Here is an 11,874-nt window from a genome sequence, read left to right on the forward strand (position 1 = left end):
GTTAAATGGAGTTGGATGAAATTGTGGCCCTTAGTGTAAAGCATAACGCCGCCGATCTGCACCTTTGCAGCGGACATTTGCCGCACTGGCGGCGACAAGGCGTGCTGGAGCCGATTCCGCAGCAGAGCGCGCTGGATGGCGGCTGGCTGGAAGCCTTTATGCAGCAGTGGCTGACGCCACCGCAACAGGCCGAGCTGGAGGAGAACGGCCACGTTGACTTTGCTATCACGCTTGCCAGCGGCATTCGACTGCGCGCCAACCTTTTTATGCAGCGTCACGGCTTATCGCTGGCGCTGCGGTTGATTGCCAGCCAGGCGCCCGATCTCAGCAGCCTGCATTTACCCGACGTAGTGAGCCAGCTATTACAGCTGGAAGAGGGGCTGATTTTAATTACCGGCGCCACCGGCAGCGGCAAATCCACCACGCTGGCGGCGATGGTGGATTGCCTGAACCGCCAGCAGGCGCGGCACATCCTGACGCTGGAAGATCCGATTGAGTTTGTGCATCGCAGCCAGCGATCGCTGATTCAGCAGCGTGAAGTCGGCGCGCATTGCGCGTCGTTTCAACACGGGCTTAAAGCCGCGCTGCGTGAAGATCCTGATGTGATTCTGCTCGGTGAATTGCGTGATAGCGAAACGATACGCCTGGCGCTCACTGCGGCAGAAACCGGGCATCTGGTGCTGGCTACGCTCCATACGCGCGGCGCAACCCAAGCGGTTGATCGGCTGGTAGATGTGTTTCCTGCCGAGGAGAAAAACCTGGTGCGCACCCAATTAGCGGGCAGCCTGAAAGCGGTGCTGGCGCAGCGTTTAGTGCCGGCGAAAGCGGGCGGGCGAATTGGTTTGTTTGAAGTGTTGGTGGCGACGCCGGCGGTGGCGAATCTGATCCGTGAAGGCAAGATGCATCAGTTGCCTGGCGTGTTGCAAACCGGTGCGCAGGCGGGCATGCAGACATTTGCGCAGAGCGAGCAGGGGCGGCAGTTGGCGGGGATGATTTAACGTGTTGTTGTTATATCGGTCGCCATGAATGGCGACCCTACGACAAGCCAATGATGGCAGCGTGTGTGGATTTACCGTAGGGTGCGCATTAATGCGTGTCAAACCAATCTTCGAGGATGATCACTGCGGATTGGGAATCAACCTGGCCTTTCTGCAACGCACGAAAACCGCCGCGTTCAAACAGGTCGGCACGCGCTTCAACGGTGCTCAGGCGCTCGTCCTGCAGCTCGACGCGAACGCCAAAACGGCCATGCAGGCGATTGGCGAACTTACGTGCGCGCGCGGTGAGCTCCTGTTCGGTGCCATCCATATTCAGCGGCAAACCCACCACCACATAATCGGGCTGCCACTCTTTCAGCAGCTTTTCGATCAGCTTCCAGTCCGGCGTGCCATCCTGCGCTTTTAGCGCCGTTAACGCGCGGGCGGTGCCCGTTAGCTGCTGACCGACCGCAACGCCGATGCTTTTGGTGCCGAAATCGAAGCCCAGTAAGGTTTCACTGGCCATCAGGCGTGTCCTGCATCGGTGGCAATATTGTGAATATCAACACCTAAACCGCGTGCCGCTTCACGCCAGCGCTCAGCGATGGGCGTCTGGAACAGAATATTGGTGTTAGCAGGCGAGGTGAGCCAGGCATTCTCCAGCAGCTCATCTTCAAGCTGACCTTTCTCCCAGGCGCAATAACCCAGCGCCACCAGCACGTTATCGGGCTGCGAAGTGGTACCAATCGCTTCCAGCACATCACGCGATGTGGTGATCACCGTGGTGTCTGAAATACGAATGCTCGAGGAGTAAATGCGCTGTGCCGAGTGCAGGATGAAACCACGATCTTCCGCCAGCGGACCACCTGCAAACACCGGCTTGTCCAGCTTGATGGCAGGATCGCGTTCGGATGCGCTAATTTTTAGCTTTTTCAGAATGCCTTCAACCGTCAGGTTATCCATCGGCTTATTCACGATCAAACCCATGGCGCCATCTTCATTGTGCTCGCAGATATAAACTACCGAGCGTTTGAACAGTGGGTCCTGCAGCGACGGCATCGCAATTAAAAAATGATGCTGTAAATTCATTATCACTCGTATACCAAAAATAACCGGCGCAGCCGCGGCAGCACCGGTTTTGGGTGTTCACGGAGTGGAGACTCCGACGGCATCAGCCCAGGCGTTTCTCAATGGCATCCATCAGCATGCCAGTGATCGATATCGGGAACGCGGCCTCGATTTCACGTACGCAGGTTGGGCTGGTCACGTTAACTTCAGTCAGTTTATCACCGATGATATCCAGGCCGACAAAAATCAGCCCTTTAGCTTTCAGCGTTGGGCCGACGCGACGCGCAATTTCCCAGTCGCTATCGCTCAGCGGACGCGCCTCACCACGGCCACCAGCCGCCAGGTTGCCGCGTGTTTCGCCACCTTGCGGAATACGCGCCAGGCAGTACGGCACAGGTTCGCCATCCACTACCAACACGCGTTTGTCGCCATCTTTAATCGCTGGCAGATAGTTCTGCGCCATGCAGAAGTTCTGGCCATGATTGGTCAGGGTTTCGGTGATCACGCCAAAGTTGGGATCGTCTTGCTTCACGCGGAAGATCGATGCGCCGCCCATGCCGTCCAGCGGCTTCAGGATCACGTCGCCATGTTCCTGCCAGAAGGCGCGCAGCTGCTCTTTGTTGCGCGTGACCAGCGTATCTGGCGTCAGGTCGGCAAACCATGCGGTGTAGAGCTTCTCGTTGCAGTCACGCAGGCTCTGCGGTTTGTTGACGATCAGCGTGCCTTGCTCTTCTGCGCGTTCCAGCAGGTAAGTGGCGTAGATAAATTCGGTGTCGAACGGCGGATCTTTACGCATCAGCACCACGTTGAGATCGGCCAGCGGGATATTCTGCTCGCTGCCAAACGTGTACCAGTTGTCGTAGTTCTGCTCAACGCTCAGCAGACGGGTGCGCGCATAGCTCACGCCACCGCGCAGGGAGAGATCGCTCATCTCCATGTAATGAATTTCGTAACCACGGCGCTGTGCTTCCAGCAACATGGCGAAGCTGGTGTCTTTTTTAATGTTGATGGACGAAATTGGGTCCATAACGATGCCAAGCTTAATCATTATTCTCTCCTAAATGGGGAAGCAACTACCCCGAAAGCGTTGTGCTGTGAAGTTACGTTCGAACCCGAAAGTATCGCTTAACCGAGGTCACCAAACCTCACCTGAAGTGCCGTAATGGCGGTGAGTGCGGTGGTTTCGGTGCGCAACACGCGTGGTCCAAGCAGAATATCGGTAAAACCCTGCTGCGCGGTCATGGCAATTTCATCGGCGGTTAAGCCACCTTCCGGGCCAATCAGTAAGCGCAGGCGCTCAACCGGCTGCGGCAGCGTATTGATGCTGTGGCTGGCGCGCGGATGCAAATTGAGCTTCAAACCGTCTTCGGCTTCCGCGCACCAGGATTGTAACGTCATCGGTTCGCGAATTTCCGGCACACGATTACGGCCGCACTGTTCACAGGCGGCAATCGCGATTTTCTGCCATTGCTGAATTTTTTTCGCCAGTCTCTCGGCATCCAGCTTTACGCCGCAGCGTTCAGAAAACAAGGGCGTAATCACATTCACGCCAAGTTCGATCGATTTCTGGATAGTGAATTCCATTTTTTCACCGCGCGACATCACCTGGCCGAGGTGTAAATGCAGCGGGGATTCACGGTCATCAGCCTGACTGGCAAGGACCCTTACTTTTACACGCTTTTTATCAGCCTGGGTGATTTCGGCGCTAAAAGTCAGATTACTGCCATCAAACAGCTCAATTTGCTGACCGGCCGTCATGCGCAGCACGCGCCCGACATGGTTAGCGGCATCCTCGTCGAGGAAGACTTCACTGTTAACTTCGAGAGATTCGGGATGATAAATGCGAGGTATACGCATGCGGTTCCTGCCAGCGTTATGCCGTGTCAGCGGACACGGCGCAATCGAAAAAAGCTAGTGTAGGGTAGCGCTTTTAGCGCTGGCAAGCCTGCTGTACGTAGGAATTATGATTTCCCTGTACTTTGGCGATTCGATTGTCACGCTCGCACTCCCACGTCGTCACCGGATATTGCTTATCCCACGCGGTAAACAGCTGAGTTTGCTGACGCGATAGGCGCAGATGATATTGGTCGCGCATATAGAAGTAAGTGCGGGCAATGGCGCCACGCGCACGCTCCGGCGGCTGCGCCAGCTTCTGCTTAAAATCGACCTTCATGCCGCATTGACCGTACTGCTGTTCACCGCCGTTCCACTGGCTGTACTGGAAGTTATTGCGGTCGCCGTTCACTTCACCAATCGCGGGTTGCAGGTTATGCAGATCGCTTTCGATGCGGCGGTAATCGGCATCTTTGCTGCAGCTTTTGCGGCCGCCGTTTTGCCAGCACTGACGCTGATGACCGAACTCCCACGCGGGCATCACATGTTCCCACTCAATACGTTCGGCGCGATTGGCGTTTTTGCGCACGCTGTAGCCGCAGCTGTTTAAATCGGGCACGCCCTTTTTGCCGTGCCAGCTGATTTTGCAGCCGCAGTAAAAGTCGGCTGGCGCATCAGCGTTGATCTGCGCGGCATACGCTTTGGCCTGACTAAAATTGTTTTGATGATAGTTAGTGAAACTGAGGCTGTAAGCGCTAAGCGGGGCAACTAATAAGGTAAGTAACAGCAGCGTTTTGCGAGACATATTCCAAAAATTAACCTGGTCCTGAAAAAGGGCGGCAGGGTAACAGAATGATGACGTACGGGATATGAGATTAGGCTATGTTGCTGAACTATATTACAAACTATATTGCTAAACTATTTCGATAAAAACTCACCGGGTTGCAGCAGCGATTTGCAGTGCACGCAGCGATATTCGCTTTCACCGCGCAGCACGCGGTTATGGCGACGCACCGTAAGCTGATGCTGCTGGCAGCTGCAGCGATAGGGAAAGGTGTTGCTGCGCACCGAGTCGATTTCAAACTTGTGGGTGCGACACGCAGGCACACCCAGCACGCTCTCCATCATCCATTTCCACTCTTTGCCGTGCGGCGGCACGCGGCCAAAGGTTTTCCACACCAGCAGATGCGCCAGTTCGTGCGGCACCACTTCATCAACAAATGCCTGCTGATTCTCCAGCAGCAGCACCGGATTGATGCGGATTTCCCACTTCTCCAGCCATGCGGTGCCCGCAGCGGTGCCGCGCTGCTGATAGATCAAAGATGGCTCATCAAAGCGGCGTTCCAGCTTGTCGTTAGCCAGCTGCAAATAATGGCGCAGCGAACGCATGACGGCTTGCTGTAAGGCGATGGGAAGGCGTGGTGTTTTCATGGTGGGCAGCATAAAAGGTTGCAGCGGTTGAATCAACTGAGTGTGAAGCGGTCGCCATTAATGGCGAACCTATAAAAAAGGGCTGCCAGTTGGCAGCCCTTGCATTCGCTTATCGGGATTACTTCTGACCGATGTCGCGCAGTTTTTTGCCAGACATCAGGTTGCGCTCGATGTGCTCCAGCGAGACGTTTTTGGTCTCTGGAATCAGCGCCAGCGTCAGCAGAATGAAGAACACGTTCAGACCGGCGTAAACCCAGAAGGTCGGCGCGTTGCCCAGCGTATTCAGCATGGTCAGGAAGGTGGCACCGACGATCATGTTGGCAATCCAGTTGGTCGCGGTGGAAACCGTGATACCGAAGTCGCGGCCTTTCAGCGGCTGAATCTCGGAACACAGAACCCAAATCAACGGACCGGCAGACATCGCAAAACCAATGATGAACATTAGCAGCATCGCCACCGCGAAGTACTGCGCTTCTGGCGAGTGGATGCCGATGTGCAGCATGGTGCCAAGGATGCCCATACCAATCGCCATCACCATGAAGCCCAGCACCAGCGTAGGTTTACGACCCCAGCGATCCACCAGACCGATAGCAATAAAGGTGGCCAGTACGTTCACCAGACCGACAATCACCGTGCCCCACATTTGCTGCGTGGTATTGGCAAAGCCAGCGATTTCGAAGATCTTCGGCGCGTAATACATGATGACGTTCATACCGGTGAACTGCTGCATCACCTGCAACAGCACGCCAAGGAACACTGCGCGGCGGAAGTTGCTGTTGCTCTGGAACAGCTGCCAACCCGACTGTTTGATTTTCAGGCTTTCACGGATTTCATCCAGCTCGCGTTTTGCTTGTTCGCTGGTATCACGCAGACGCGATAACACGCGCTCAGCACTGCGGAAATCACCTTTAGCCGCCAGCCAGCGTGGGCTGTTTGGCAGGAAGAACACGCCAATCAACAGCAGCACTGCTGGAATGGTGATGATGCCCAGCATCCAGCGCCATGCGCCAGCATCGCTGAACGCGGTATCGGAGAGATACGCCGCCAGAATACCGATGGTGATCATCAGTTGGTAAAGCGAAATCATACTGCCGCGAATTTTCTCCGGCGCGATTTCAGAGAGATACAGCGGCGCGGTGTAAGAAGCAACACCAACGGCCAGGCCAAGCACCACACGTGCGGCGATCAGCATTTCCGGGCTGGTTGCGCCTGCAGACCACAGCGAACCGATAACGAACAGAATCGCACCGGCCATCAGGCTCTTTTTACGACCGAGACGCGATGACATCCAGCCGCTACCAACCGCACCAACAGCTGCACCAAACATCATTGAGCTGACGATCCACTCTTGCTGATGTGCGGTGACGTTAAAGTCTTTCGCGATGAAAGGCAGAGCACCGGCGATAACACCGATATCCAATCCAAACAGCAAGCCGGCCAGCGCCGCTAAAAAGCAGACAAACAAGGTCATGACCTTATTTGAAGTTCTGCTCTTATGAGTATTACCAGGCATGAAGCCTCCAAAGTTTATCCATCGTTGTTGTTATCAATGTTATGAAACCTGTCGGCGGAAAAAAGTGAGTAAGATCACATCAGTGTAATCGGTTACACACGCTGAAACCCTGCAATCCAGCATTTTCCGCCCGAAATAGTTACGTAACCAGTAAGGTATAGCACCCTTTAAGTTTCTGACATCGCACTAAATACCGGCAATCAGAGGACGCTGAAAATAACGCATTTTCACCGTAATAACTACGCTGAAAAATCTCTAAATTGCCGATTGTTAAAGGATTTCAAAATGTAATCGTTATCACCAAGTTGTAAGCGATGTGAAAGAAGTGTAGACAGCGTGGAAGAAGTGACAAACCGGTTTGAAGAGCTTGAGAACCAGGTCGTCATAAATGACGACCCTACGGGCACAAAAAAGCCCGCCAGTGGCGGGCTCAATAACGATGTCGCTTCTGGGCTTACTTCAAACCCGCCGCTTCGCGCAGCTGCGCAGCTTTATCAGTCTGCTCCCACGGGAAGTGCTCACGACCAAAGTGACCGTATGCTGCAGTCTCTTTATAGATCGGTTTCAGCAGATCCATCATCTGAATCAGGCCGTATGGACGCAGGTCGAAGAACTCACGCACCAGCAGCGTCAGCTGTTCGGTGGAGACTTTCTCGGTACCAAAGGTTTCAACCATGATGGAGGTTGGCTCAGCCACGCCGATAGCGTAAGAAACCTGGATTTCGCAACGGTCAGCCAGGCCAGCCGCTACGATGTTCTTCGCTACATAACGCGCGGCGTAAGCGGCAGAACGGTCAACTTTTGACGGATCCTTACCGGAGAACGCGCCGCCACCGTGACGTGCCATGCCGCCGTAGGTATCAACGATGATTTTACGACCGGTCAAACCGCAGTCGCCCATTGGGCCACCGATAACAAAACGGCCGGTTGGGTTGATGTGATATTTGGTGCTGGCGGTGATCCACTCAGTCGGCAGAACCGGCTTGATGATCTCTTCCATCACCGCTTCACGCAGATCGGCGGTGGTGACATCTTCAGCGTGCTGCGTTGACAGCACAACTGCATCGATACCGACAATTTTGCCGTCATCGTACTGGAAGGTGATCTGGCTTTTGGCATCCGGACGCAGCCAAGGCAGTGAACCGCTTTTACGCACTTCAGCCTGACGCTGCACCAGACGGTGCGCATAGGTAACCGGCGCTGGCATCAGCACATCGGTTTCGTTGCTGGCGTAGCCAAACATCAGGCCCTGATCGCCCGCGCCTTGCTCCAGCGGATCGGTACGGTCAACGCCCTGATTAATGTCTGGAGACTGCTTACCAATCGCGCTCAGCACTGCGCAAGAGTTAGCATCAAAGCCCATATCGGAATGGACATAGCCGATTTCACGTACGGTATTACGGGTGATCTCTTCGATATCCACCCATGCGCTGGTGGTGATTTCACCGCCAACCAGCACCATACCGGTCTTCACGTAAGTTTCGCAGGCCACGCGTGCTTTAGGATCCTGCTCGAGGATCGCATCCAGCACGGCATCGGAAATTTGGTCAGCGATTTTATCAGGATGTCCTTCTGATACGGACTCAGATGTAAAAAGGTGTTTAGCCATTCTGTTCTTTACCTTAAAAATGGTTTGAATACGACTGCATAGCGTAAGTGGGATCAGACCGACTCGACGCCCCTTCAGGCAAAGCCGCAAGCAGTAGGCAGCGAGAGCCTTGGCTCACACCGCCTGGATGTTAATCAGTTTAGATGGAAAACCATCTGGACGGCTATTCTAGGTTACTCAGTGAGCACTTTTCCAGTGCTTTTTCCGATCCCGCATTTTCCGCAACATCACAAGTGGAATTATTTCCTGACACCGCGCGCAGTTACCTGACAAAGATTTTGCATTTTACCCCGCGTGGCTGTATAAAACGCCGCTGCTGTCGACCACAGCCGCAAAGGATGACGCCGCCGTGCGTCGCGCCGTCAGATGCCATTTAATCTGACCTTCACCCAAGCCGTTTCTCGCATGCTTTAAGCAGGCGATGGAGGTGATTAAAGTAATGAACCACTCTTTCTCTCGCTTTGGTTCACTGCGCTGTTTCGGCGCGCTGGCACTCCTTTCACACTCCAAACCCGTTCTTTTCTTCTATCGACGTTGTGTTCATTCTCCCGACACGCGCGCCGGTTAACATTTCTCTGCATCTATTACTGCATTTCGCTGTCTACAGACCGTGGAAGTCTCAGGCTATTTGCCCCGACTTCGGTGCGGTGTTTTACACTTAGAGTCAGCTTTGCACATTGCAACCTTACAGAGGCAGCAAGCAGGATGAGGCAATTTTTACCCGGCGCCACCATGACAAAACTCGGTAACAAATTCATATTTCAACGGAAAATTGAGGTTCGCGATGTCTGACGACATGAAGAATATCAAGGGTTCGTCAGCTGGCGAACAAGGTGTACTCCGCTCCATGCAGGAGGTGGCAATGAACGATCAGGAAGCGAGCAGAATGCTGCGTACCTACAATATTGCCTGGTGGGGAAACAATTATTACGACGTCAACGAGCTGGGGCACATCAGCGTGTGTCCCGATCCGGATCAGCCGGAAGTGCGCGTTGACTTAGCGAAACTGGTGAAAGAGCGCGAAGCCGACGGCCAACGTCTGCCAGCGCTGTTCTGCTTCCCGCAGATTCTCCAGCATCGTCTGCGTTCGATTAACGCCGCCTTCAAACGCGCGCGTGAATCTTACGGCTATAAAGGTGACTACTTCCTGGTTTACCCGATCAAGGTTAACCAGCATAAGCGCGTGATTGAGTCGCTGGTCAACTCTGGCGAACCGCTGGGCTTAGAGGCCGGTTCGAAAGCCGAGCTGATGGCCGTGCTGGCCCACGCCGGTAAAACCCGTTCGGTGATTGTTTGTAACGGCTATAAAGACCGCGAATACATTCGTCTGGCGCTGATCGGTGAAAAGCTCGGTCACAAAGTCTATCTGGTGATCGAGAAGATGACCGAGGTGCGCCTGGTGCTGGAAGAGGCCGAGCGTCTGAACGTGATTCCACGTCTCGGTATCCGCGCACGTCTGGCGTCACAGGGCTCAGGCAAGTGGCAGTCGAGCGGTGGTGAGAAGTCGAAGTTTGGTCTGGCGGCATCGCAGGTATTGCAGCTGGTCGACATTATGCGCAAAGCGGGTCGTCTCGATAGCCTGCAGCTGCTGCACTTCCATCTCGGTTCGCAGATGTCCAACATCCGCGACATCGCCACCGGCGTGCGTGAGTCGGCGCGTTTCTACGTTGAGCTGGCGAAGCTGGGCGTTAACATCAAATGCTTCGATGTGGGCGGCGGTTTGGGCGTGGATTATGAAGGAACACGCTCGCAGTCTGATTGCTCGGTCAACTACGGCCTGAACGAATACGCCAACAACGTGATTTGGGCAATCGGCGATGCCTGTGAAGAGAACGGTTTGGAACATCCAACCGTGATCACCGAATCAGGTCGTGCGGTGACGGCGCACCACACCGTGCTGGTGTCCAACATCATTGGTGTTGAGCGTAACGAGTTCAGCACGCCGGTGGCACCGGATGCCGATTCACCGCGTCCGATTCAGAGTTTGTGGGATACGTGGCAAGAGATGCACGAACCTGACGTGCGTCGTTCGCTGCGTGAATGGCTGCACGATAGCCAAATGGATCTGTTCGACATCCATACCGGTTATTCGTCAGGCACCTACGATCTCGGTCAGCGCGCCTGGGCAGAACAGCTTTACCTGAGCATCTGCCACTATATTCAGCAGCACCTCGACCCAAGCAACCGCGCGCATCGCCCGATCATTGATGAGCTGCAGGAGCGTATGGCGGATAAGATTTACGTCAACTTCTCGCTGTTCCAGTCGATGCCGGATGCGTGGGGCATCGATCAGCTGTTCCCGGTGCTGCCGCTGGAAGGGCTGAATAAAATGCCGAAGCGTCGCGCGGTGTTGCTCGACATCACCTGTGACTCCGATGGCACCATCGATCACTACGTCGATGGCGATGGCATTGCCACCACCATGCCGATGCCGGAGTACGACATCGACAATCCGCCGATGCTCGGCTTCTTTATGGTCGGTGCGTATCAGGAAATTCTCGGCAACATGCACAACCTGTTCGGTGACACCGAAGCAGTGGATGTGTTTGCGTTCCCGGATGGCAGCGTGGAAGTACAGCTGTCGGATGAGGGCGATACCGTGGCGGATATGCTCGAGTACGTGCAGCTTAATCCGAACGATCTGATGACGCTGTTCCGCGATCAGGTGACCCAGCAAACCGATATTCCTGAAGAGCTGCGTGCGCAGTTTCTCGCAGAATTCGAAAGCGGCCTGTACGGTTATACCTATTTAGAAGATGAGTAATTAACTGCTCTCAAACCGAGCCCGTAAAGGGCTCGGTTTACTCTTTTCCTGCTATATTCTCGCACATCCTCAACCTTTTAATTCTATTTGTGAAGACGATCACTCTTCGCTTATTTTTAACCTGCCGCCAAAAAATCGCATTTATATCCTCAGTGCTATCTCTTTCTTTTTGCTGATAAAGCCATTCAGTACCAACCTCCTTTTTCGCCAATGCCCTTACATTACCTAATGATTAAACAGTGATTAAGCAGCTTATCTGTTATGTATTCTTTGCAATGCATAATCAAAATTTAAACATTAAGGATTGAATAGTCACTCACGATAACTTTATTTATTGGAGTTTATTGGAATCATGAATTCCAGATGAAACATTTTCAAATTTGAGATAAGTATAAAAATCAATCATTGTTAATTTGTTTTTTATCCTTAACTTTCAATTTGTTCGTGTTTTGTTGAGCTGTCAAGGTTAGCGTTAAGTTAAATTTTTCTCAGAATTATCCGAAGTTTTTATGAATTTTAAAGAAATTTACTTACGTTATTGATTGGTTTAAACGATTGAAGTTGTCAGTGGTGTTTACTGAAATCTATTTCTCAAAGTGTAAGTTGTACGTTAACCTTCAGTTAAGACATTAAGTTTTATCAATGTTTACCTTACTTCTCACATGAGAAATCCTGACAG

10 protein-coding genes are annotated in these 11,874 nt (G+C 53.3%); 2 read left to right on the top strand and 8 right to left on the bottom strand.

Going from position 1 to position 11,874, the window contains the following annotated elements; all coding sequences use genetic code 11:
• The first annotated feature begins 5 nt into the window (after positions 1–5).
• Entirely contained in the window at positions 6–998 is a 993-nt protein-coding gene (locus FHW71_RS15200; protein WP_179452192.1) for a type IV pilus twitching motility protein PilT, read from the top strand.
• Positions 999–1,086: 88 nt separating this feature from the next.
• Here FHW71_RS15200 and ruvX read toward each other — a convergent pair whose 3' ends face one another.
• From ruvX to metK, 8 genes are all read right to left on the bottom strand, one after another.
• Positions 1,087–1,503, bottom strand: a complete 417-nt coding sequence (ruvX, locus tag FHW71_RS15205) for a Holliday junction resolvase RuvX (RefSeq protein WP_061720236.1) — start codon at positions 1,501–1,503, stop codon at positions 1,087–1,089.
• Positions 1,503–2,066, bottom strand: coding sequence for a YqgE/AlgH family protein (locus FHW71_RS15210; protein WP_008107249.1), 564 nt, complete (start codon positions 2,064–2,066; stop codon positions 1,503–1,505). Before FHW71_RS15210 ends, ruvX begins: the two co-directional genes overlap by 1 nt.
• Before the next feature lie 82 nt (positions 2,067–2,148).
• Positions 2,149–3,093: a glutathione synthase gene (gene gshB, locus FHW71_RS15215; RefSeq protein ID WP_008107250.1), complete on the bottom strand. Its 945-nt coding sequence runs from the start codon at positions 3,091–3,093 to the stop codon at positions 2,149–2,151.
• 77 nt (positions 3,094–3,170) lie between these two features.
• Complete coding sequence (gene rsmE / locus FHW71_RS15220) at positions 3,171–3,902, bottom strand: 16S rRNA (uracil(1498)-N(3))-methyltransferase (RefSeq protein ID WP_179452193.1); 732 nt, start codon at positions 3,900–3,902, stop codon at positions 3,171–3,173.
• 73 nt (positions 3,903–3,975) lie between these two features.
• Positions 3,976–4,683 (bottom strand): deoxyribonuclease I, encoded by a 708-nt coding sequence (endA, locus tag FHW71_RS15225; RefSeq protein WP_061720234.1) that lies wholly within the window; start codon positions 4,681–4,683, stop codon positions 3,976–3,978.
• A 113-nt stretch (positions 4,684–4,796) separates the two neighbouring features.
• A complete protein-coding gene (locus tag FHW71_RS15230) occupies positions 4,797–5,309 on the bottom strand; it encodes a SprT family zinc-dependent metalloprotease (RefSeq protein WP_179452194.1) in 513 nt (170 codons plus the stop codon).
• A 118-nt stretch (positions 5,310–5,427) separates the two neighbouring features.
• Complete coding sequence (locus tag FHW71_RS15235) at positions 5,428–6,822, bottom strand: sugar porter family MFS transporter (RefSeq protein ID WP_008107259.1); 1,395 nt, start codon at positions 6,820–6,822, stop codon at positions 5,428–5,430.
• A gap of 454 nt (positions 6,823–7,276) precedes the next feature.
• Positions 7,277–8,431 (bottom strand): methionine adenosyltransferase, encoded by a 1,155-nt coding sequence (metK, locus tag FHW71_RS15240; RefSeq protein ID WP_061720231.1) that lies wholly within the window; start codon positions 8,429–8,431, stop codon positions 7,277–7,279.
• A gap of 784 nt (positions 8,432–9,215) precedes the next feature.
• Here metK and speA point away from each other — a divergent pair.
• Entirely contained in the window at positions 9,216–11,195 is a 1,980-nt protein-coding gene (speA, locus tag FHW71_RS15245; protein ID WP_008107264.1) for a biosynthetic arginine decarboxylase, read from the top strand.
• Positions 11,196–11,874: the final 679 nt, after the last annotated feature.

Source organism: Enterobacter sp. Sphag1F, from assembly GCF_014193275.1.
GTDB classification, from domain to species: Bacteria; Pseudomonadota; Gammaproteobacteria; order Enterobacterales; family Enterobacteriaceae; genus Pantoea; species Pantoea symbiotica.

What these genes read in the sequence shown, in the direction of transcription:
- FHW71_RS15200 (WP_179452192.1), top strand. Translation starts at nt 6, where the DNA reads ATGGAGTTGGATGAAATTGTGGCCCTTAGTGTAAAGCATAACGCCGCC.
- ruvX (WP_061720236.1), bottom strand. Translation starts at nt 1,503, where the DNA reads ATGGCCAGTGAAACCTTACTGGGCTTCGATTTCGGCACCAAAAGCATC.
- FHW71_RS15210 (WP_008107249.1), bottom strand. Translation starts at nt 2,066, where the DNA reads ATGAATTTACAGCATCATTTTTTAATTGCGATGCCGTCGCTGCAGGAC.
- gshB (WP_008107250.1), bottom strand. Translation starts at nt 3,093, where the DNA reads ATGATTAAGCTTGGCATCGTTATGGACCCAATTTCGTCCATCAACATT.
- rsmE (WP_179452193.1), bottom strand. Translation starts at nt 3,902, where the DNA reads ATGCGTATACCTCGCATTTATCATCCCGAATCTCTCGAAGTTAACAGT.
- endA (WP_061720234.1), bottom strand. Translation starts at nt 4,683, where the DNA reads ATGTCTCGCAAAACGCTGCTGTTACTTACCTTATTAGTTGCCCCGCTT.
- FHW71_RS15230 (WP_179452194.1), bottom strand. Translation starts at nt 5,309, where the DNA reads ATGAAAACACCACGCCTTCCCATCGCCTTACAGCAAGCCGTCATGCGT.
- FHW71_RS15235 (WP_008107259.1), bottom strand. Translation starts at nt 6,822, where the DNA reads ATGCCTGGTAATACTCATAAGAGCAGAACTTCAAATAAGGTCATGACC.
- metK (WP_061720231.1), bottom strand. Translation starts at nt 8,431, where the DNA reads ATGGCTAAACACCTTTTTACATCTGAGTCCGTATCAGAAGGACATCCT.
- speA (WP_008107264.1), top strand. Translation starts at nt 9,216, where the DNA reads ATGTCTGACGACATGAAGAATATCAAGGGTTCGTCAGCTGGCGAACAA.